The 21,787-nt window shown below is 48.5% G+C and carries 28 protein-coding genes and 1 pseudogene; 25 read left to right on the top strand and 4 right to left on the bottom strand.

Annotation, left to right across the window (positions count from 1 at the left end):
- Positions 1-14: 14 nt before the first annotated feature.
- The 4 genes from AC1DXC_RS06555 (at position 15) to AC1DXC_RS06540 (ending at position 3,457) form a co-directional block, all read left to right on the top strand.
- Complete coding sequence (locus tag AC1DXC_RS06555) at positions 15-1,295, top strand: metallophosphoesterase family protein (RefSeq protein WP_477458339.1); 1,281 nt, start codon at positions 15-17, stop codon at positions 1,293-1,295.
- A 122-nt stretch (positions 1,296-1,417) separates the two neighbouring features.
- Positions 1,418-1,501 carry an Lrp/AsnC ligand binding domain-containing protein gene (locus AC1DXC_RS06550; protein ID WP_477458368.1) on the top strand — a complete coding sequence of 28 codons (84 nt, stop codon included), beginning with the start codon at positions 1,418-1,420 and terminating at the stop codon, positions 1,499-1,501.
- Positions 1,502-1,624: 123 nt separating this feature from the next.
- Positions 1,625-2,242, top strand: a complete 618-nt coding sequence (locus AC1DXC_RS06545; protein WP_477458338.1) for a DNA/RNA non-specific endonuclease — start codon at positions 1,625-1,627, stop codon at positions 2,240-2,242.
- A gap of 432 nt (positions 2,243-2,674) precedes the next feature.
- Positions 2,675-3,457 (top strand): DNA/RNA non-specific endonuclease, encoded by a 783-nt coding sequence (locus AC1DXC_RS06540; protein ID WP_477458337.1) that lies wholly within the window; start codon positions 2,675-2,677, stop codon positions 3,455-3,457.
- Here the strand turns inward: AC1DXC_RS06540 and AC1DXC_RS06535 are convergent.
- From AC1DXC_RS06535 to AC1DXC_RS06520, 4 genes and pseudogenes are all read right to left on the bottom strand, one after another.
- Positions 3,454-3,678 carry a hypothetical protein gene (locus AC1DXC_RS06535; protein WP_477458336.1) on the bottom strand — a complete coding sequence of 75 codons (225 nt, stop codon included), beginning with the start codon at positions 3,676-3,678 and terminating at the stop codon, positions 3,454-3,456. The genes AC1DXC_RS06540 and AC1DXC_RS06535 overlap by 4 nt on opposite strands.
- A gap of 304 nt (positions 3,679-3,982) precedes the next feature.
- Positions 3,983-4,045: pseudogene (locus tag AC1DXC_RS06530) on the bottom strand (DUF2256 domain-containing protein); the annotation flags it as partial.
- 347 nt (positions 4,046-4,392) lie between these two features.
- Entirely contained in the window at positions 4,393-4,689 is a 297-nt protein-coding gene (locus AC1DXC_RS06525; RefSeq protein WP_477458335.1) for an RNA recognition motif domain-containing protein, read from the bottom strand.
- A gap of 812 nt (positions 4,690-5,501) precedes the next feature.
- Positions 5,502-5,645 (bottom strand): hypothetical protein, encoded by a 144-nt coding sequence (locus AC1DXC_RS06520; protein ID WP_477458334.1) that lies wholly within the window; start codon positions 5,643-5,645, stop codon positions 5,502-5,504.
- A gap of 562 nt (positions 5,646-6,207) precedes the next feature.
- Here AC1DXC_RS06520 and AC1DXC_RS06515 point away from each other — a divergent pair.
- The 21 genes from AC1DXC_RS06515 (at position 6,208) to AC1DXC_RS06415 (ending at position 21,749) form a co-directional block, all read left to right on the top strand.
- On the top strand, positions 6,208-6,681 hold the full coding sequence (locus AC1DXC_RS06515) for a hypothetical protein (protein WP_477458333.1): 474 nt from the start codon (positions 6,208-6,210) through the stop codon (positions 6,679-6,681).
- Between the two features lie 22 nt (positions 6,682-6,703).
- Positions 6,704-6,844, top strand: coding sequence for a hypothetical protein (locus tag AC1DXC_RS06510; RefSeq protein WP_477458332.1), 141 nt, complete (start codon positions 6,704-6,706; stop codon positions 6,842-6,844).
- Between the two features lie 228 nt (positions 6,845-7,072).
- Entirely contained in the window at positions 7,073-8,593 is a 1,521-nt protein-coding gene (locus AC1DXC_RS06505) for a Fic family protein (RefSeq protein WP_477458331.1), read from the top strand.
- Between the two features lie 150 nt (positions 8,594-8,743).
- The gene (locus tag AC1DXC_RS06500; protein WP_477458330.1) at positions 8,744-9,169 is read left to right on the top strand and encodes a plasmid mobilization protein; all 426 of its coding nucleotides are present in this window, start codon (positions 8,744-8,746) and stop codon (positions 9,167-9,169) included.
- Positions 9,170-9,245: 76 nt separating this feature from the next.
- Entirely contained in the window at positions 9,246-10,295 is a 1,050-nt protein-coding gene (locus tag AC1DXC_RS06495) for a relaxase/mobilization nuclease domain-containing protein (RefSeq protein ID WP_477458329.1), read from the top strand.
- Between the two features lie 15 nt (positions 10,296-10,310).
- Positions 10,311-10,934: a ParA family protein gene (locus AC1DXC_RS06490; protein ID WP_477458328.1), complete on the top strand. Its 624-nt coding sequence runs from the start codon at positions 10,311-10,313 to the stop codon at positions 10,932-10,934.
- Positions 10,927-11,238, top strand: coding sequence for a hypothetical protein (locus tag AC1DXC_RS06485; protein WP_477458327.1), 312 nt, complete (start codon positions 10,927-10,929; stop codon positions 11,236-11,238). Before AC1DXC_RS06490 ends, AC1DXC_RS06485 begins: the two co-directional genes overlap by 8 nt.
- Entirely contained in the window at positions 11,235-11,537 is a 303-nt protein-coding gene (locus AC1DXC_RS06480; protein ID WP_477458326.1) for a hypothetical protein, read from the top strand. Before AC1DXC_RS06485 ends, AC1DXC_RS06480 begins: the two co-directional genes overlap by 4 nt.
- 3 nt (positions 11,538-11,540) lie before the next feature.
- Complete coding sequence (locus AC1DXC_RS06475) at positions 11,541-11,792, top strand: DUF4134 domain-containing protein (RefSeq protein WP_477458325.1); 252 nt, start codon at positions 11,541-11,543, stop codon at positions 11,790-11,792.
- Between the two features lie 30 nt (positions 11,793-11,822).
- The gene (locus tag AC1DXC_RS06470; protein WP_477458324.1) at positions 11,823-12,128 is read left to right on the top strand and encodes a DUF4134 domain-containing protein; all 306 of its coding nucleotides are present in this window, start codon (positions 11,823-11,825) and stop codon (positions 12,126-12,128) included.
- Between the two features lie 2 nt (positions 12,129-12,130).
- Positions 12,131-12,436, top strand: a complete 306-nt coding sequence (locus AC1DXC_RS06465; protein WP_477458323.1) for a plasmid transfer protein — start codon at positions 12,131-12,133, stop codon at positions 12,434-12,436.
- Positions 12,414-14,843: a TraG family conjugative transposon ATPase gene (locus tag AC1DXC_RS06460; protein WP_477458322.1), complete on the top strand. Its 2,430-nt coding sequence runs from the start codon at positions 12,414-12,416 to the stop codon at positions 14,841-14,843. Before AC1DXC_RS06465 ends, AC1DXC_RS06460 begins: the two co-directional genes overlap by 23 nt.
- The gene (locus AC1DXC_RS06455) at positions 14,840-15,505 is read left to right on the top strand and encodes a hypothetical protein (RefSeq protein WP_477458321.1); all 666 of its coding nucleotides are present in this window, start codon (positions 14,840-14,842) and stop codon (positions 15,503-15,505) included. The genes AC1DXC_RS06460 and AC1DXC_RS06455 overlap by 4 nt, the downstream gene beginning before the upstream one ends.
- Before the next feature lie 85 nt (positions 15,506-15,590).
- Complete coding sequence (locus tag AC1DXC_RS06450; RefSeq protein WP_477458320.1) at positions 15,591-16,223, top strand: hypothetical protein; 633 nt, start codon at positions 15,591-15,593, stop codon at positions 16,221-16,223.
- Positions 16,220-16,924 (top strand): hypothetical protein, encoded by a 705-nt coding sequence (locus tag AC1DXC_RS06445; RefSeq protein ID WP_477458319.1) that lies wholly within the window; start codon positions 16,220-16,222, stop codon positions 16,922-16,924. The genes AC1DXC_RS06450 and AC1DXC_RS06445 overlap by 4 nt, the downstream gene beginning before the upstream one ends.
- Positions 16,921-17,670: a hypothetical protein gene (locus AC1DXC_RS06440; protein ID WP_477458318.1), complete on the top strand. Its 750-nt coding sequence runs from the start codon at positions 16,921-16,923 to the stop codon at positions 17,668-17,670. The genes AC1DXC_RS06445 and AC1DXC_RS06440 overlap by 4 nt, the downstream gene beginning before the upstream one ends.
- The gene (locus tag AC1DXC_RS06435) at positions 17,670-18,833 is read left to right on the top strand and encodes a TraJ family protein (RefSeq protein WP_477458317.1); all 1,164 of its coding nucleotides are present in this window, start codon (positions 17,670-17,672) and stop codon (positions 18,831-18,833) included. The genes AC1DXC_RS06440 and AC1DXC_RS06435 overlap by 1 nt, the downstream gene beginning before the upstream one ends.
- Positions 18,834-18,847: 14 nt before the next feature.
- Positions 18,848-19,462: a conjugative transposon protein TraK gene (gene traK, locus AC1DXC_RS06430; protein WP_477458316.1), complete on the top strand. Its 615-nt coding sequence runs from the start codon at positions 18,848-18,850 to the stop codon at positions 19,460-19,462.
- The gene (locus tag AC1DXC_RS06425; RefSeq protein WP_477458315.1) at positions 19,440-19,856 is read left to right on the top strand and encodes a hypothetical protein; all 417 of its coding nucleotides are present in this window, start codon (positions 19,440-19,442) and stop codon (positions 19,854-19,856) included. The genes traK and AC1DXC_RS06425 overlap by 23 nt, the downstream gene beginning before the upstream one ends.
- Positions 19,853-20,956, top strand: coding sequence for a conjugative transposon protein TraM (locus AC1DXC_RS06420; RefSeq protein ID WP_477458314.1), 1,104 nt, complete (start codon positions 19,853-19,855; stop codon positions 20,954-20,956). Before AC1DXC_RS06425 ends, AC1DXC_RS06420 begins: the two co-directional genes overlap by 4 nt.
- Before the next feature lie 4 nt (positions 20,957-20,960).
- The gene (locus AC1DXC_RS06415) at positions 20,961-21,749 is read left to right on the top strand and encodes a DUF4138 domain-containing protein (protein ID WP_477458313.1); all 789 of its coding nucleotides are present in this window, start codon (positions 20,961-20,963) and stop codon (positions 21,747-21,749) included.
- The last annotated feature ends 38 nt before the right edge of the window (positions 21,750-21,787 follow it).

Raw genomic sequence — 21,787 nt, 5'->3', positions numbered from 1 at the left:
CTTCAGATAATTTTATGCGAGACACCAAAGACCTGATCAATATCGACCGGATGCCCACGGCAAGCCGGTTAAAAAGCATACAAGACGTATTGCTACATGGCAAACCACACTATAATATGTTCGGGTTGGTCGAAGAAAATGTGCTGTCCTGGCTTTTCCGCAACTTGTGGAACCTGGGGAATACGCATTATCGTTATGGGCGTTACCTGGACCAGCGCAAGGGCGGGATTTTTAAAATCATCGGGGACGGCGGAGAACCAGCAAAAATCGCTCTGCTAAGCGACTGGGCATCCGACACTCCTGAATCGCATTTGATCGCGGCGCAATGCGGCCAACAGGATTATAGCATCCACATGGGTGATACTTATTTCGTTGGCAACGACAAAGAAATTGCTTACAATTTCAGCCGCATGAACGGCAGCTGGCCTTATGGCAGCCTGGGCAGCTTCGCGATGCTGGGCAACCATGAGATGTATTCGGGCGGCAAGAGTTATTTTACGCAATTATTGCCATTTATGGGCATTTATGAACCAGGTACCGAAACAGTACTGGAGCAACAGCGCGCAAGTTACTTCTGCCTGGAGAATAAATATTGGCGTATCATCGCACTGGATACAGGTTATTATTCCTTAAAAGGGTGGCTGGGTTTAAAACCCGATGAAAACCTTAAATTACATCCCGAACAGGAGGCCTGGTTGCGGGACGTCGTCCGCTTAGGCGACCCGGACGATAAACGGGGAATTATTATCTTATCCCACCATCAAAGCTTATCTGCTTTCGAATCCGAATTCCCCTACCCGATGCAGACAATTTCTTCGTTGATCGGCGCGGGACGCAAAATCATCTGGCTTTGGGGCCATGAGCATTGGTGTTCTGTTTATGGCGCAAACCCGATGCATCACGGCTCAACGGTCTACGCACGCTGCATAGGAAACAGCGGCATGCCGGTGGAGCTTAATCACCAGGGGCAAGCCAAGGCGCCAAAAACGAAAGCGGGTATCGTACCGGCATACCGGAACCTGGTTATGTACGACAAGCGTCAACGGGAAAAGCTCGGCGACATACAGCTCGGTCATAACGGCTACGTTATCCTGGGCCTAAGCGGTGATGAGCTGGCGATCAACTACTATGACGATAACTTCCGGCAACCAAAATCGCGGCCTACGCTTCGGGAAACATGGCGCATCGACTTAGGAACTGGTCAACTAGGGGGTATGCATATCGAAGATTTTACGACAAATGACGAATTTAGCCTAAGTCGTTTTAATGGCAATATCAATGAGGCGATACGTTAGGTCCGGTTAAATAGTTAAAAACCCATCAGGATCTTGGCCAAAGCATATCCGATTGCGAGTGCATCCGCATCCTGTGTGGACACTCGTCCGGTTTGTATAGATTAATAGGCGCAGATGAAGTCATGGAATATTACCATATGTCCGGCGACTTTGATTTTATACTGAAAGTGGCGACTAAAGACATGAACGCTATTATGATTTTTTGATGAACAAACTCTTTAAGGTGATGGAGATCGGCTCCCTCCATAGTACCTTTGTGATGAAGGGCGCCAAATCCGAGCCAGCCTTTATTTTGGACGTCGCGAAAGCAAAATAAAAACAAACCCGCTATGTTAAACGGCTATTACCAGCTTTTCAGCGAATTGCCCGGGGGCGATTATGAAACCTGCGTCAATTTCTTAAAGAAAGAGCTGGCATCCGCTTTGGAAGGTGCGTACCAGGAAGAATTCGGGAACGCCGACATCAGGCATTTCAACGATACCGCGCGGCGCCTGTATACCTTATACTTCGACTGCACGGAAGATAATGAAAGTACAGATTTCTATAGCCGCAGCGCAAGGGTTGTCTTTGTTTTCGGCCTATCCGCCCCTGCCACCGGTATACGGAACCAGAAACGTATGCGGCAATGGCTCGGGGCATTCCGGGATCAGCAAGAATATACGGGTTACGACAAAGGACATTACATAGCTCATTGCAATGACGGGCAAGTGGACCAGAATCTTTATCCGCAATTACGGGAGCTGAATCGCGGGATCTCCCAGCAGGGAAAGCTCTATCGTTCCATGGAGCGCTACCTGGCACAAAACCCCGGCGTCTTCTATTTTGTGCGGCCATTATACAGCGACCTGACCTGGATACCCGATCAGATAGATTTTGGCATTTTTACAAAAGAAAAAGGCCTGCTGCTAAACCGGTTCGATAATAGGGCGCCAAAATCCGGCAATTGAACCGATAATAACCATATTTGATTATGCCTATCGTAATCCTCCTGATCATTACCGCCTTGATGCTATACTTTTATTTAAAGTGGGACAAAGATCTACCTGCCTGACCCTTTGTTTTTAACAACCGGTTGCTTTAATATTGCGGCATGGTCGTATGTAAAGGAAATGACTATCAATTATCCGTATATTTGAAATGCCAGTTATAGCCGAAAATAAGAGAAATATATTTTTCACTTAATATCAACGGTTATGAATCCCCCTTCAAAACTCCACTGCATTTGCGGTACCACCAATTGGTTCCGGATTCCCCGCCCGTTATGGGTCAAAATCATGTTCTTTTGGCTACCCCTGAAATGGTATAAGTGCTACATGTGTGACCGTAAGAAATGGGTACTCGGCAGATAACAACATGAGTCAAAATATCTATATTTGACTATGTCTAAGCCGGTACTGTTCGTTTTGTTATTCGGGATTTGGGGTAGCAGTTATGCCCAGGAAATCAATGCAGCTTATGTCAAAGCGCTTTATGCCCGTTACCCTACCCAGAAATCCGATCATTGCGCCAGTTGTAAATTATGGATAAACCCCTATTACAAATCCATCGCTGATACTGCAGCGCACATGCCGCTCCTCACCTACTATGTTTATACCAAAGCGCATCGTTTAGAACAAGAGGCATTGGATTTGCCGCGTGAAGGAATCTATAGTTCATGGCACTCCGCTTACAGACAGCCAAACGAGACAACCTTATACAGCTATGCCAATAAAAATTCCGCAGACATGATTGCCAAAGGCCATTGCCAGGCCTGGATCCTCATGGCCTGGTCAGCCGATGCTGCCATACTTTCAGACACCTATACCTTCAACGCCGCCATGGAATACCAGGGGCAAAATATCGGTACAGAAATAGAAACAGAAGAATTTTGCAGGGAACTCACCGGCCATAAAGGCGAATCAATCACGGACAGTGTAAAGATCTGGTGCGGCACCTCTGGCACACTCAAAACATATACCCTTAAAAAGCTGACGGCAACCGTCCCCGCTTACTATTATAAGATTATTCAGTACCGGGACCACAACGTTGGCGGCGATATTGTTCTCTGTTACTGGATGCCAAATGACCCATCCGAGAACCGCGCCAAGTTAAAGCAGCGCCTGATCAGTTATCCCGAACTGGTAGCTAAACTTGGGTTCGAGCCGAAAGCGATCTTTAATTAGAGTTTGATGTAAGGCGCCAGCCGCGCCACGCTGGTAAAGCCTTCGTAACGCAGGATCTCGTTTTGCAGCGGGTCATAAAACACCTCGATGTAAAAGTTGTCCAGTCGTTGCAGTTGCACAACAACAGCGCCTTGCTGCCGGTCTCCCAGGAAAGTCCCGGTAATGGCGACGTTGGCCTGTTCTTCCAGCGCCATCTGATTAAAATCCAAAACCGTGATCATGCCGGTAAAGTTTGAAGCGCTTCTGCGGTAGCCCAAAGGAGGCCGGGGTTTGCTTGCTTGAGTTGAAAATACTGCGTCATAAAGCCGCAAAGATGGGCGATTTATTTTAAATTGAACCAGGCTTAATCAACTTTAGTTGCCGCGCCGGATACCGGCAAAAGTTACTTCCATTGTTCCCATTTCCCCTGCGTTCATCTAATATTTTCCAGGTCGCTATCCGGGCAGCTACGCTGGAAGCTGGTGGCAAACAGTCAAATGCGCCTTTAAAAAGTTCCGCCTAAAGCATCCATCCGTAACCTTACTGTCAAAGGCCTGTTCTCTGAGTTCTGCATCTGTCTGAACAATACTTCACCAAATCCCAACATTTTCCCTACCGGCCGATCTCCGGCATATAGCGTTAACCAATCGGCACGCCCTGCTCACCCCTCCGGCCCGGTACAATTCCGGATGTTCCCCGTGATTAAAATCTGGTTTCAAGAATATTCTTTCCGGTCGAAATTCTCAGAACTGGCCCTTTCATATCAGCATTGCTAACGGGCACCAACGGATCCTGACAGGGATCGCACCATAGTTTAACATTTTTTTTTATTATCTACCACTAAAGAAAATTAGTCGGCTTATCTTTACACTATCTTAAAGCGGCAACTCTGCCGCATTGTGATAAGGTTTAGGTTTAAAGTCCCCGGCGGCGAGCGTTCGGGGGCTTTTATTTTTTTACCGCCTTGGCCGCTTCGCTCTTGGCGCGTCGGATCGGCCCGGCACCGGCGCCTTTTCTTCGGCGAAACGGACGCTGATCGTCCTCCCGCCGATGCTCGCACCATTCAGAGCGGCAATAGCCCGTTGCGCACCCGCATCGTCCATAACCGTTACAAAACCGTAACCCTTACTTTCACCACGCTGCAGGTCTGTTACAATTGTTACGGTATTAACCGTGCAATGGATACTGAACATTTCCAGCAATTGGATCTCCTGCATATCCTTTGGAATCCCAACAATAAAAAGCTTCGCCATACTACAAATATAACCGGCATAATTGTTTAAAAACTTTTCTACCCGTATAAAACACCTTTACACCGCTATCCCACACTACGTTTGCAGTAATAAAACTCAAATCATGAAAACCGCAACCCTATTCTTCCTTGTACTATTCCTGTTCACCTTACCCTCCCGAGCGGGCTGAGTGCCAAAAACCCGTTGCCAACCTTCGCCGCCGTCATCCACATCTGGATCATCTACAACACCCTCATGTGCCCTCTACGCAGGCGCGGCAATACCGGCGCAAATGGAAGTGCCTCGAAGTCCAATACATGCGCACCTTCATCCGCAATAACCGGTATTACTAATTATCTACCACCACCAGCTATATTGCTATATAACCTTGTAACATGAAACATATCGTGATAGAAGATATCCACCGACGAAACAACCGGCAGGAATTACATGATCAGCTATATCGACAAATCAGTCATCTATATCGACGTACTGCACACACAAACGCGGTTCTTCGAACTCGATATATAACCATATAGCATGAAACACTTCATCATCGGCGACCTGCATGGCAGGGATATTTGGAAAAAAGTCAATTTTGCTGACTACCAAAAAGCAATATTCCGGGTGATGATGTAGACAGTTACTTGCGTTCCGATAAACAAATCCGGCAGAACTTAAAAGACATCATTACCCTCAAAAAATCGGCCTCTACGGATCAGGTTATTATGGGGTAACCACGATGTGCAGTCTCTCCACTACCCCAATATTTTTGCCCTGGTTTTCACCCTTCCATGCAACAGGAGATTAGCCTTTCTTCTCCGCATACACCGTCACCTGTTCCAGATGGCCTGCCAGCGCCGGAATATGATCTGTACCCATAGCGGCATCACCAATACCTGGTACCGCCGGTTTTGGAATTCCGATGCAGCAATGAAAGCGATGTCCTGAACCGGTGGGATCGCAGGCCTGCTCAATGCAGTAGAACTATCCGATTACCGGGATATCCTCTAGAACCCAAGCCCTTATTGAACCGGTCAAGATGATAACGGCAAAATACTATTCATGGAAAAGCAAGTCCACCGCCTACCTCAATTTGATTCATAGACAGCATTATTTTCATAAGCTACATTGCTAACCAGTCAATTTCTCCGAAGTAGGGTAATTACAATTGTTGCTTATTCAGATCACCTTGGAAATATTTAACTCCAAATTATTGAAAATCAGTCACAAAGGAATTTATTGCAATATTTTGCAGGTCTCCACCCATCTTGCTACCCAAAGCCCCATCCCGAACCAGCCAACTTTGTCCTGTCGCCGGCCGCCATCTGTAAGCCCGGCGACATGACGTTATTTGACATCCAGGGAAGAAACATTACTCTGCTAAACACAGAGAATCCGGCGAAAGTGAGCGTAAAACCGCAAGACCCGAAAGCGCCGGGGCAGGCTGAAATGCCCGTATCGTAGGATATGACGCGAGTAATCCCGAAAAAAGATATTTAAAGGGAGCCCCTCAAAAGGCTCCCTTTTGTTTTGTATATGGACTACAAACGCAAACGCAGGCACGCCAGGAAGCTCCCGCACTACCAGATATCTGAGATAAAGCCACTTGGCCAAAACAGGGAGAGCGAAACCTTTTTACGTGCTTGCGGTATCTGGACAGCAGCCAAATACCGGATGGAAGAAATTCACTATTATGTACAGGACGACAACGGTAAACAGAAGCATTTTTCAGCGGCTGGTTGGCTCAACGAACTCGGGCACTGGCAAGTCACCGCACCAAATTTCACGGGCTGCCTGGGACATGCCGCGCTGACTATTTTTCCAGGTTCAACCAGCGAAGCCTGGTTGTTTGACACCATATTTGACTTTCTCCGTCACCCGGAGCACAAAAGCACTAATGCGCAGATCATCATCCTTAACCACCGGAATTTAATGCAAGCCGGATTAGCCAAAGCCAGGACTTTCAGCAGTATCCGGACATTTTTCAACAATCCTTTGCCGGACATCTAAAACGCTTAAATTTGGGAAACCAATGCAAACCATCGAACACGAATACATCAGCCAGCCAACCGATATTCCCGGCCAATTCATCCACGAATACCCAAACGGACGACGTGTACTCGTTGAAGTGGATCCCATCAGTGGCAAAGAAACATTTATCCGGGAATTATAATCCTTATCTACCACCAATCATCGATGTCGCCATTGATTTTGAAACATGGCTAAAAACAGGTTTGGGAAATGCCCCCCGGGAAAAATTTAAGAACTGATCCGACCAACAGCAGAGCATGTTCTATAAAATACCCATCAGCTTATATAGCCGCTTAATCTGAAAAATTTTCCAAAAAGGGCCGCTTAATCTGAAAAATTTTCCAATTACCTGCTTTTTAACTATTTTAGCATGAAAAATTTTCCAAACCAGATTGAAATGGCAGACCTATCCCATTTGTTACCTGAAATTGTTTTTTCTGCAAAAGATAGCAATACGAGCAAGCAAATTAGTAAATGGGTCAAAGACGGCACATTAAAAAAGCTCGCTCCGAGAGTTTATACGTCCAGGGTAAACGATAATCCTGAAGCAATTGTTAAACGAAACCTCTTCGCAATAGCAGGGCATTTATTCCCGGGTATTTTGGTAAGCCACAGATCCGCTTTTGAGTTTGAACCAACAAAAACAGGTAAGTTCTTCTTGACCTATTCGCATTACCGAAAGGTTCAACTTCCCGGCATATCATTGGAAATAATGAGCGGTCCGTCACCAATGGCAGGCGACAATCAACTTGCACCAGGCCTTTTTGTTTCCAGTCAAGCACGTGCCTATCTTGAAAATCTACAACAATCCCGAAAACCCGGACCAGATTCAAAAACGCTAACGCTGCCTGAAATAGAAGAGAAAATCGAAAGAATTATTCGTGTAAGGGAAGAATCCGGAATTAATTTAATCCGGGATGAGGCTAAGTTAATAGCGGAACAACTCAAAATGGAAGCCGAGTTCGAAAAGTTCACCAAATTAGTAAGCGCCGTTCTTAACACGAACCCAACACATAAATTAAGCTCGCCCATAGCCATAGCAAGGAAATTTGGGAAACCATACGATCCAGAAAGATTAACGCTTTTTACAACACTGTTCAAAGCCTTAAATGAGCCATTTGAAAGCAGGCCTGATAAAAACCTGGATGCTGTTTCCTTCAAAAATTTTGCTTTTTTTGAGGCGTATTTTTCTAATTACATTGAAGGTACTGAATTTGAAGTAGATGAGGCAAAGGAAATTGTTTCGTCAGGTAAACCGCTCCCGACAAGAGACGAAGACTCTCATGATATACTCGGTTCTTATAAAATCATGAGTGACCGTCAAGGTTTAAGCCTCACACCATCAAACCCTGAAGAATTGGTACAAATATTACAATACCGGCATCAAGTGATGCTTAGCTCCAGGGTTAAAGCAAATCCCGGACAATTTAAAGATAAAAACAACCGGGCCGGAACCACAACATTTGTTGATAGTGAATTGGTAAGAGGAACTTTAATCCAAAGTTTTGATTTATATAACAATTTACAAGAACCGTTTGCTAAAGCGGTATACATGCATTTTATGATTAGCGAGGTGCATCCCTTTCTCGACGGTAATGGACGCATCTCCCGCGTGATGATGAATGCGGAATTAGCAAAAGCTGATCAAACCAGGATTATCATACCAACAGTCTATCGGGAAGATTATATCGGAGCTGTTAAAAAATTGACGAAACAGCAGGACCCGTCCCCGTATATTCGAATGATGAATAGAGCCTGGCAATTTAGCGCATCAATTACAGGTGCCGACATGAATACCATGCAAGACCAGTTGGAGCGAAGTAATGCCTTCCAGGAACCCGACAAAGCCAAATTGCAAATCCACGAATCTCAAAACGGCTTCAACAGGTAATCCTCCCAAAATCCCCCCTTCCAGCTACACCGCTATATTTTGTTTTTTATCGGAGCAAGATGTCCTTTTGTCGGACGGAAACAGAGTTCCGCCGCAAAAGGAATCTTGCCCGTAGACGGGTAGCTGAAAAACTGCGCAACTTGTTTTTCTATGCCAGATGATCCAAAACGAAAAGGCCGTCCGCCTTTGCAGGAAGGCAAGCGGACGTTCAAAATCGATGTCAGGTTTACAGATACGGAATATAAACTCATCACGGAAATGGAAAGGGCCTTAGGTGTCAGTAAGACCGACCTGGTCAGGTCAAAGGTACTGCATAATGGAGCCGGTACTGTTATCAATGCAAAGGAGCTCATCCGCGAATTGAATCGGATCGGTACTGAACTTGGCAGGTCCGGCAACAACATCAACCAGCTCGCGCATTATGCGAATACATTAAAGTTGAAGAGCAGGTTATCCCCTCCTGTTGCCGAGCAGCTTAACCGCTTGCTGGAAGCGCATTTAAAAAACAGGGCAGATTTAAGGATCGCGCTCCGAAAGCTGATCCGCATCCTGGGACATGGAGATAAGCTTATATAACTTTTGAGCATGCTATGTACCATCCTATCCCGCTCTATCGCCTGATATTTGGATATATATCGTTACACAGCGTTACATGATCGTCAAATTTCTTAAAGCCTCTGCCACCTTTCGCGGAGTCGGCTATAACTTTGATAAGATTGCTGCCGGCATGGCTGAACTGTTGTCAGTTACGAATTTCGGTGTGCTTGACGCGCTCGAGGAGATACGCCCAAGTGACTATTTACATTATTTAGCCGCTTTAAGCGCGCGAAATAAGGGTATCAGCGAACCGCAGCTACATGTCACTATTTCAACGGCCGGCAGGCAGCACGACAAAACGGAACTAACGAATATCGCTGCGGCATGGATGGCAAAAATGGGTTACGGAAAGCAGCCCTATTTCGTTGTCTTCCACCGGGATACAGACAATAACCACATTCATATCGTCAGCACCCGGATAGACCATGATGGCCGGAAGATAAGCAGCGGCTTTGAACATGTACGCGGTATCAAGGTCATGAACGAAATTATGGGTCTGGATGAGCGTCAAACCGCACAAAAAGATTTAGAGAAAGCGATGGCTTATCGTTTTTCTACCGTTGCCCAGTTTAAGCTGATCCTGGAACGGCAGGGTTATACGGTTAAAGATGACGCGCTCATCAAATTTGGAAAAAGTCTTATCAAATTTGATTCAGAAAAGGTTGGTTTAAGAACACCCGATTTGCATCGGGCCACCCAACTCAAGGCTATAGTTAAAAAGTACGCACCGCGATATGACCAACCTGGCTTTATTGATTTCCTGAAAACTAAAATGGGTGTGGAAGTCGTCCTGCATTCCAGGGATGGCAAACCCGCATACGGCTACACCATTCTTGACCATGCGCAGAAAAACGCTTACAGGGGCAGCGAAATCATGTCCTTGAAAGGGTTAAATGAAATGCTGAATACTGAGGGCGTATCGAAAACCGAAGTACGGCATTCTAAACAGCAAAACCGGCAAACCACTATCGATTTCCCCTATGTTTCTCACTCAAAAATCAATCATCCGCATTTCAACATCAGCATCGCCAATGACGTCGACGACGACCAGGTCCATGGCCCGCGACGGCGCAGGAAGAAAAAGGCCCGCACCAATACACGCTAAAATCAATAAACTAATATGATCATCCTTATCGGCAACCAGAAAGGCGGGGCAGGAAAAAGCACCACCACGCTCCTGCTGGCCAACTATCTGGCCCAGGCCAAATCAAAAGCGGTCACCGTTATCGATATGGACTACCAACAATCTGTCGCGCAGAAATATGAACGCGCCAAATTGCTGGAAAACACCGAGCCCTATACGGTCGTAGCCGCCAGCCTGGAACATTTCCCGGGTATGAAAAATATCATGTGCACAAATGAAGAGCAAATCGTGCTGATTGACCTGCCCGGTAAATTGGATGATGATGGCCTGATACCCGTATTTGAATCTGCCGATTTGGTGATCTGCCCTTTTTCCTATGACGAATTCAGCTTTGAATCGACCATCCTGTTTTCCGTCGTATTGCGGAAGATCAACGCCAATGTCCCCCTGGTGTACCTGCCCAACCGGGTAAAGGCGAATGTGAAATATGAAACGCGTATGGATGTCGACGAACAGCTCGCCAAGCTGGGCAGCGTGACCAGCCCCTTCCCCGACCGGGTGGATTTTCAACGCGTCAGCACTTTCCAGACGCCCCTTGCCATCCTACCAGTCGTGCTGAACGCCTTTGATTTTATTTATAAAGAACATTTCCATGAGTGACATCAAATCTTTAGCCGACCAGCTCCGGACCAATATCCATAAACAGGATGCGCCAAAACATCAGAATAAACCGCCACCGGTTCCCGAAATATTGCAGCGCATCCGGAAGTACGACAACCGTGACCACAAAACCCTCATGCATATCCGTTTTGACGCGGACACCATCAAACTGCTCAACCAATTTAAAATGGCGACCGGTGTGGATGTGACCAAACTCGTCGCTTTTTCCGTGCACAACTTACTCGAGCAATATCCCGAGCTCAAATCCATCATCAAAGAATTCATCCAACAAATCAACCTATGAACTGGTTTCATTTTTTAAGCTGGGTGGCGGGCCTGTACCTCGTGTATTACCTCGCCCTCATCCTGTTCGATTACGCCCGCAATAAGCGGCCCAAAACCCTCGATTCCGGAGAACTCACCTTCACCGAAGACATTCAGCCCAAAAAGATCGAGCACCTCCCCGACAAAACCGAAAGTCCGCCTCCGCCTGCTTCAAAATCCGGATCGCCCGTCATCAGCTCAGGCGGCGTCTCACTTAAAAACCTGTTTGGCCTCTGCCGGGAAGAAGCCATTATCTACACCCGTCCGGTCAGCTTTTAAACCATGAACCTTTTGCAAGTCCCGGGCCTGGACGAATTCAGCCAGGCGCAGAATCAGCTGCATAGTTCTTTTTTTTCGGCCCTCGATTTCGCCCTCGTCACCGCTGCCATCTTAGGAATTATTGGTGGCGTCCGCATTTACCATAACTGGCAAATGGGCGAAAGGGAGATCACATCGGAGGTCTCGGCCTGGTTCTTTGCCGCACTGTTTATGGTACTCGCCGGCATATTTCTCCGGGCCGTCTTTGGCCTCTAAATTAGCTAACCCCAAATATTCCAATAACAAATGAACATCCTCAAAAAAATGTGGGCGACAGCCGTGCTGTTCGTCCTTGCAAGCATCTCAGCATTCGCTCAAAACGGCGTAACCGGTTTGAATACCGCTACTTCCACCCTAAAAACTTATATCGCACCCGTGACCAATATTACGCTCGTCATCGGCGGCATTGTTGGTATCGTCGGCGCCATCCGGGTCTACTCTAAGTGGAACTCCGGAGACCAGGACATCAACAAAGAACTCATGGGCTGGGGCGGCTCCTGTGTGTTTTTGGTCGTTTCCGCGCTGGTGATCAAAGCCTTCTTCGGGCTCTAAGCATGAAACGGTACGCTGTTTATAAGGGGCTGCAAAAGCCCCTTATGTTCAAAGGCTTCAAAGGCAAATTTATTTACTGGGGCGTTGCTTGCCTGTTGGCTGGCCTGGTTTTCGGCGCGCTAACGATGGTCCTCATCAACGGCTGGCTGGGTGCCCTGGTTTTGGTAGCTTGCATTGCCGGCGGGCTTTTTTACATCGCCGGCCGCCAGAAAAAAGGCATCCACGTCAAAACCCGCAGCCTGGCTATACACATCCATTCCCCGCAATTTAAACACCTAAAACGCTATGCCCGCCCGAAAAACATTTGATTTGCCCTATATCGGCGTGGATAAAAGCGGGCCGGAGGACCTGCTTATCGGCAGCGACGGGAGTTTGTCCGTCGTTATCTCGCTGCAAAACCTGGTGGAGCGCTATTCCGCGTCGCTATCCGGCTATGAAGAGTTTCACCAGCTCATCAACAACGTCGTCAAAGTACTGGGCGATGGTTACCTCCTGCAAAAACAGGATATCATCAGTCAAAACCGCTACCCGCTGAAACCTGCCGGCGAGTACCTGCAGGAAAAGTACAACGCGCATTTTGCCGGCCGGGATTTTATCCAAATGCAAACCTATCTGACCATTACGCGGCCCGTAAAAAAAGGCGCATTCTATGTGTATGATCCTAAAACGCTTGGCAACTTCCGGCAGACCATAGCGAAAGCCACCGGCATTTTAGACGCGTCAGGAACAGCACCAAAAGTCCTTCGGGAACCGGAGATCAATCAATTGGTGATGCGCTTTTTGTCGATGGACTTTAAAAGCGGAAACATTACACTCAATAATTACCAGCCTACCGACACCGGGATCAACATGGGCGGCCAGGTCATCCGGAGTATCAGCCTGGTCAATACCGATGCCATCGACTTGCCGCAGGATATCGGCCCCCATATCGAGCTCAATGAAAAGGATACGCTCCGCGGTTTCCCGGTTGATTTCCTGTCTTTCCTGTTCAAGGTACCGGATTTCGATGTATTAGTCTTCAACCAGGTAATCGAGATACCCAACCAGGCCATGACGCTGAAAAAGCTGGAACTGAAAAAGAAAAGGCATTCCGGCATTCCCGACCCCGCCAACCAGCTTTGCGTGGAAGATATAGACCTCTTGCTGAATGACGTGGCACGCGAAAACCAGTTGCTGGTCAACGCACATTTCAACATCCTGCTGGTTTGCAGCCGGGAAAAGATACAGAAATCGGCTAATTATATTGAAAGCGCTTTGTTTGCCCTGGGTATCATCGCCAGTAAGAATGCCTACAACCAGCTGGAACTATTCCGTACGGCGCTGCCCGGCAATACCGTCGAACTCAAGGCATACGATTGGTTCCTGACCACCTGCGACGCGGCCATCTGCTTCTTCCTGAAAGAACGGATGCCGGTGGACGAGGCTTCGGATTTCCTCATCCGCTTTACCGACCGCCAGGGCGTCCCGGTCGGGATCGACCCAGCTGACCTCCCCATGCGCACGAACCGTATCAATAACCGCAACAAATTTGTGCTGGGACCATCCGGCTCTGGCAAAAGCTTTTTCATGAACGCGCTCATTGAACAGTACATGCTGTACAATATGGATATGGTCATCGTAGATACCGGCCACTCCTATTCGGGTCTGTGCGCCTATTACAATGGCAAGTACATTACCTATACTGATCAGCAGCCGATCACCATGAATCCTTTCCGCATCACCGAAGCGGAATACAATATCGAAAAGAAAGATTTTTTGGTAACACTCATCGGTGTTGCCTGGAAGGGCCCCGAAGGAACATACAACCCTGTCGAACGCGACGTGATCGCCAACGTTTTATCAGCATACTTCGCCGATGCTTTTGCGAACCAAACACTGTTGAACTTTAACAGTTTTTACGAGTATGCCGTTATCAAAATACCGCAGATCAAAACGGAAGAACGCATTCCTTTCGACTTTAACGAATTCCGTTACGTGCTCAAAAAGTTCTACAAAGGCGGTGAGTTTGAAACCATCCTGAACAAAGAAGCCGACAAATCCCTGTTCAGCGAACGCTTTATCGTCTTCGAAATTGATTCCATTAAAGAGCACAAAATCTTGTTTCCACTCGTGACGCTCATCATCATGGATGTCTTCATCCAAAAAATGCGCTACCGCCAGAAACAGCGCAAATGCCTGATCGTGGAAGAGGCCTGGAAAGCCATCGCCAGTCCGCTGATGGCAGGCTACCTGCTTTATTTGTACAAAACGGTCAGGAAGTTCTGGGGCGAAGCAATCGTTGTCACGCAGGAACTGGGCGATATCATCGGGAACGCCGTTGTAAAAGACAGTATCATCAACAACTCTGACACCATTTGCCTGCTGGACCAAACCAAGTTCAAGGATAACTACAAAGACATCGCCGCGCTGCTATCCATCAATGAGACCGAACGACGGAAGATCTTTACCATCAACCAACTGGATAACCAGGCGAACCGGGGCCGCTTTAAGGAAGTGTATATCCGGCGCGGTTCATCGGGCGAAGTTTATGGTGTAGAGGTGTCTCTTGAACAATACCTGGCCTATACCACCGAAAAGCCCGAAAAGTCAGCCGTGGAGCATTATACGAGCCAGTATGCCAGCTATGCTGAAGGCCTTGACGCATTTGTTGCCGACTTCAAAAACTGCGGGCTCAGCCTCGCGCAATTTATCAACCGTGTAAACCAAAACCCATGAAATATTTTTGCTTATTCCTGATGACTATTTTTCTGCGGGATTTTGTTAAAGCCCAGGAGGTCGTGATCGATCCAGCCACATCCGCCGCCATCATCGCCAACACCATTACGATCAACGGCCAGCTAAATACAGTCAACGGTAACCTCACAGCAATCAGCCGAGGGCAAATGGCCGTCAGCAGCCAGCTGGCCATCGTCAACGACCTCCAGAACAAGATCTACAAGGGGCTGAGCGAGGTTGCTTCCATCATCAACAACCTCAGCACCATCAAAGAGATCGGCCAGTGCGGCAGTGATATCGTCAGCGATGTCAGCGGTGCCGTGCAGCTTGCAAGATCCAACCCGGTGCTGCTGCTCTTTGCTGAACAGGGCGCGCGTGACTTTCAAACGCGCGCCCTCTCCCTGGCAACTGAAGTGAGCGCCTTTGTGCTGCAAGGCGGAAAAAATAACCTGATGGATTCCGGCGAGCGCGGTAAACTGCTGAACCATATCCAGTCGGAAATGCAGATCCTTCGCGGTATCGCGTACGGGATGAAGCAGGCAATGTACTGGGCGAAGATGAATGGGATCTGGCGTTCGCTCAATCCCTGGGCGGAATGGCAGAACCAGGATGTGCGTATCGCTACTGAAGTGTTAAATAATGCAAAGTACATAAAACATTGACATTTATATTGTTATGAATATTTCCTGCAATAAAAGTTTAAAATACAAACTGGACTCTGTGACACTCCTGTTAGTCCTTTTCTGCATGTCAAATTTCAAAGCCCTTGCGCAGTATAGTACCATCGATATAGCAGCCATGCACCAGCTGATCCCGCAAAGCATCAACGAAAACAAGCTGCAAGTCAAAGCGAAAAACCAACAGGCCGTCAATACCGCGAATGAACAGGCTAACCTAACTCTGCTGGACAAGCTCAAAAAAGTTTATCGCGACCTCCAAAACCGGTATAACACCTTAGGTACGGCCATCAATATCGCGAATATCGGTATCTACGCTACCCCGATGGTATCGCGGATCATAGCCAACCAGCGTCAAATCATGGCCCTCATCGGTGACGACCCTGCCTTATTACCCTTAGGCCTGCAAACCCAAATCGAGTTCGCCGAAAAAGCCAAAGACCTCGCCGGATATGTCGCCGGACTTAGTTTGTCACTTGGCGATGTTAACCAAATGAAAGCCTCCGACCGGAAGCTGCTTTTCGATTACGTTTTGGAGCAATTAAGTAACATCCAGCAGCTATCCGGCAACCTGCTGCTCACGCTCCAAAACAGTAATCTTAACTTGCTGATCCGTTCCATCAACCCCTTCCGGGATTATATCGACCGGGATAAGACGATCGTCGAGGAAATTATTTCAAACGCGAAATACCTGAAGCAATGAAAATAGGGCACCTATTGCAGAAAACATCAAACACCATATGCCAAACCATTTTGCAGGCCATTTTTTGCTTGCTCTGTTTGGACACCTCTGCACAAAAAATCGTATTGGACCGGGCGCGCCTGAATATCGTTGCGTCCAATGGCACGGTGCGTAACAGCGCAGAAACGGCCCACAATAACTACCTCGGCAATATCAAAAGCCGGATCGACAACATTAACATCAATGCCTCCTCCGTCGTCCTGGCCCAGCTGATCATTTACAATGGCCTCTCCCAGGTCAATTCTGCGCTCAAAGACGGGCTTGCTGTCAAAAACATCACCGTCATTTCTGCAGATATTGTGCATTACCTGGAACAGGCCTTGCTCCTGGCGCGAAGCAACCCGGCACTATTACTCGTTGCCGGCAATATCCAAAGCGAATGTCGTACCCGTGCCATCACGCTCGTCAACGATGTTTCGGGCTTTGTTTTGAAATCCGGCGGCGACATACTTGCCGATTACAATGCCCGCGATGAATTATTAAAAAAAGTCATTACCCAACTGCAGGTTATTGACGGATTAGCCTATGGTGCCTGGCGGATCATGTACTGGGCCAAAGAACGCGGCATCATCGCTACGCTTAACCCCTTCCAGAACTACATCAACCAGGACCGCAGCCTGGTGAACCAAATCATACTTAAAGCAAAATACCTGCACCCATGAAAACACTGATCATCATGCTGACGGCACTCCTATTGCACGGTTCCGTTTCCGCTCAATCCAAAATCAAAGATAATGCCGTCACGCACCAGGAGGAGCGTATGGTCTACCGTAACTGGGACCAGAAGAAATTCGACCCCACCTCTGGCTTCCTGGGCCTCAATCCCTTTTACTGGCTCGTGTGGGGCTTCTTCTACCCCAGCTACCATAAAACCGACCTTCGTCCCCTGAGCGCCAACGGCCCGCAAACCCAGCGCCTTGGGTTGGCCGGCGTCCAGAGTAGCGTAGATAATACCTATAAGCTCCAATCCGACACGGTCAAAAATACCGCGCTGTCCCAAATTGCCAGCCAGTCGGGCCTGCTTTCGGACATCGATCCCTTATGGCAATTGTATTATAAAAAGCAGTTTGCCCCATTGCTCAATAATTCTCCGGTTAACACCGGCATGATCGATGATGGCCTTTACCGTTGGTACACCGGCGAACTGGCCAGCCTCAAAGAACGGCTGAACGGGGCACGGACCACCAACCAGGACCGCGGTGCCCGCATCCTGTCCTATTACCGTTTGCTTAAAGAATATCAAACCCTGACCGGTGTATGGGCGGTCCGCCTCGCATCCGCTCAGCAAACCGTCGATATGGGCAAACAACAGCAGCGCGCGCAGCAAGGTAACCTGGCTGTTCCCAAATGGACGCCAAATTCCGATGTCGAGATCGCGAAGAAAGTACTTTTAAACAGAAAATACTGATGAAAAAATTATTCCTACTAATAGCCATAATGGCCTGCTGCACCGCTTCCTTTGCCCAGACCACGCCCATCGACACCGCCTCCTATAAAAAGTCGGTCGAGTTCCTGCAAGGCAACGGCGTCTACGAACAAGGGATGATGGTTTTCCTGGCCGGGCTGAAAGAATCCATATGGGCACATTTTGACCTCTTCATCACCGATGCCAAAGCCCTCGCAGCCATCTTCATGATTATTTTTTTCGCCATCAAATCCTATGAAATGATGTCCGGAGATAAGCAGCTGGAAGTCATGCCCCTCCTCCGGCCTTTCGGCTTAGCGATGGTGATCTTGTGGTGGGGAGCCTTCGCTAAAGTCGTCGCCTTCCCGACCGACCTTGTCGCCAGTCAGACCCAGCAAATGTTTGAAAGCGAGCAAAGCACCGTCAACAGCCTGCGCATCCAGCGGGCCAACCTGATGCTCGCCGTCGCTAACTCGCTGTACAAATACCAGGCGCAAACTGAAGTGGCCGAAAAGGAAAGCGAGACCTGGTACGGGCAGGCCTGGGATGCCGTGACCAGCACGGTTAAGGAAGGCATTTCCGAAGTCATCTCGCCGGTTATCGAGTTGAAGAACCGCCTGACCATTGGCCTTCAACTCCTGGTCACCCAGCTACTGGAACTCATTGGCATCTGGATCCTCCGTATCGCCGTCTACATCGTCTTCATGATTCAGATCATCTACTCCAGCATCCTGGTCATCCTGGGTCCCTTCGCCGTAGCAGTCAGCATATTGCCCGCCTTCCGGGACAGCTTCAGCACCTGGGTAGCACGTTTCGTCAGCGTCAACCTCTATTCCGGCATTGGCTACCTCATCATGTACCTCTGCGGTTTGATGCAGGAATACGCGCTCCAATCCGAAATCAGCAAATACCGGGAGCTGGTCGGGGAGAATGGCACAACGGCCAATATCGAGAAGATGGCCTGGTTCGCCTCGAACGGCATCCTGTCCTTCGGGACCGTCATCATCGTTTTTTTGATCGGCGCGATCTGCATGTTCACCGTCCCCAGCATCAGCACCTGGATCATCTCCACCTCCGGGATTAGTTCAGCCAGCTCCACGTTCGGGCGGCATGGGGGCGCTACCTTAACAGCCGTAAGGACCGCTGCCACCGGCAGCTTCTTTTAACCTTTTATATCCCTATGATTATCAAAAATATCGAGGCTAAGGTCCGCCTGGCCACCTACCTGTCCGCAGCCAGTTTTTTATGCGCGGTCCTGCTGAGTATCGCGGCCTTTGTATTGGCTTACCGGATGGTTGCAGACGCTCGCAAAAGCATCTACATCCTGAATAACGGCGTACCCCTACAGGCTGTGCAAACGGACATGCAGCTCAACCGGCCCGCGGAGTACCGCGCCCACATCGACCTGTTCCATTCGCTGTTCTTCTCGCTCACGCCCGATGATAAGTACATTGAATACCAGCTCAAAAAAGCCATGTACCTCGTCGACGAATCCGGCGTACAGCAGTACAATAACCTAAAGGAAAACGGGTATTTCAACTCCATCCTGTCCTCCAGTTCTGTGCTTACCCTGCAAACCGATAGCATCACAGTAGACATAGTACGCCATTACTTTAAATATTACGGCAAGCTCAAAATAGACCGCCGCAGCTCGACCGTGCTCCGTTCCCTCATTACCGAAGGCTACCTCAAGGATATCCCCCGCAGCGATAATAACCCGCACGGGGTACTCATCACTGGCTGGAAGACCCTGGAAAACAAAGATTTGGAAGATGTTCAGAAAACTACACTCTAACCGCGATCCCAAAGACACCCTGCTGTCCGAACTCCGCAAAGAATTCTTACCCTACATCGGGAAGGCATCTTCAATAATAACGCAAAAAATGCGCAAGCATCCCATACTGATCTTCAGAGTCATGATCATATCTATTCTTGTATCGGCCGGGATATCATTTACGCTTTCCCGAAATTCCGAACCGGTCGAAAGGAATAAAAGGTCCCAAATTAATATCGTGAATGATGGTTTTGACCAGATCCGCACAACCGCTAAAGCGATCAACGAAACCATCCGGCTTAAACAACAGATCGACAGCCTCAGCGCCAAACGGAACCTGAGCAAACAGGACAGCCAAACCCTGGAAAATGACCTCGATCAACTCCGGCAATTAAACCAAATCCAAAGACCATGACCATCGATTTCAAACAACCCAAGTACATCCTGCCCCTGCTTGCCCTCCCCTTCCTCTTCCTGTTCTTTTATGTCTACCAAAGCAGCAGCAAACCCAAAGCCGAAACCGGCAGACCACGGGAAGGCATCAACAGCACCGTAGGCGAAGTATCCGACGATATCAAGAAGAAAACCCTCACCGATAAACTTGATGCCTACCGGAATACCTACAAAGAAGCGGATGGCAATACCGCCGTCAGCCCCGTACCGCTCGATAGCAAACCGGATGCCCAGCAGCACCTGTTGGATTCCATCAACCGGAGCATGAAACATAGGTTCAGCGCGCCGGTGCCCGCTGAACCCAGCAGTGACAACCAGGCCATGATCGATGCTCTCAATCACATCCGCCAAAAGAAACCTGAGCAACCTGAACAACCCAAGGAGGCACCAAAAGAAAAAGACCCCATGGACCTCTTCCGGCAGCAAATGGCCATGGTCGACAGCCTCCAGAAAGCCAACGACCCCGATGCCAAAGCCGAAGCCAAAAAGACCGCTGCCGCTGAAAAGCTGGCCCTGCAAAAAGCCAATGAACATCCCTTACCTGTGACCGCGTCATCTGAAGTCGCAACAAACTTCAACACCATCAGGCCTGCCAAAGATGCCCCGCTGATCCAAGCCGTCATCGACGAGAACATCACCGGCTATGCGGGTTCCAGAATTCGTTTAAGACTGTTGGAAGACATGGAAGCCGGTAGCAATACCATCAAAAAAGGGACGTACCTGTACGCCCTCATCAACGGGTTTTCCCAGCAACGCGTCACCATGGAGATCAGTTCCATCTTTTACAATAACCAGGTCCTGCCCGTCAAACTCAGCCTGTATGATACCGACGGCCTGCCCGGGTTATATGTACCCGAATCCGCTTTCCGTGATTTCACCAAAGATCTCGGTACCAATACGATACAGGGCGTACCCATGGACGGTAGTTCCTCTTTTGTCATGAGCTCCGTCAGCAAAATATTCGAGTCCACCTCTTCGGCCATCGCCGGCATGATCCGGAAAAACAAAGCCCGGATCAAATACAACAGCTATATCTACCTCGTCGACAACTCCAAACAATAAAAACATGAAACAAATCATCTATGCCATCCTCCTGCTGCTTACCCTAAATGCTAAGGCCCAGGACACCCTGCCCGAAGTACACCTGCCCACCGACGGCGACCTGCACTTCCTTTCCCCCGAACCCATCCAGTACGTCGATATCTCCAACAAATCCATCGAAGGCGATATCGCCCTGCCCAACCTCCTGCGGCTCCGCTTTAAAGACTCCGCCAGCTACTCAGGAGCCGTAATCACTATCGCCGGCGAAAAGTTCATCGCGCAGTATCGCCTCGTACCCGTCACCTCGACCGGGCACCAGCTGGTCGAGATCACACCCGCAGACACCCGCCCGCTCGACATTTCCGGCATCGGTCTCTCCCAAGGACAGCTTAAACATTTGGCTTACAAGCTATTTTGCAGCAGCCCTAAAAAAATACACCAAATCAAATCGTTTGGAATCAAGGCCCGGCTCAACCAGGTCTACACCGCAGGCGATTATATTTTTATAGACCTCTCCTATAAAAACATGACTAACTTGCGCTACGACATCGACCATTTCCGCTTCAAGATCGAAGATAAAAAAGTCACCAAAGCCAGCAATGTCCAATCCGTCGAACTCAAACCCGAATTCGCATTGTTTGACACGCCATCATTCAGCAAAACCTACCGGAACATCTTCGTTTTCAAAAAATTAAGCTACCCCGACAATAAAGTATTCCACATCGAACTCAGCGAAAAACAAATCTCAGGCCGCGTCATCACCCTCAGCATCTCCTACAAGGACCTGCTCAAGGCCGACATTATACCTTTTTAAGCTTATCTACCACCATAAAACGCAAAATCACTGATCTT

This window comes from Mucilaginibacter sp. P2_D11 (genome assembly GCF_056404435.1).
The sequence above is the reverse complement of the archived record's forward strand: the minus strand, read 5'-3'. Positions and strand labels throughout refer to the sequence as shown.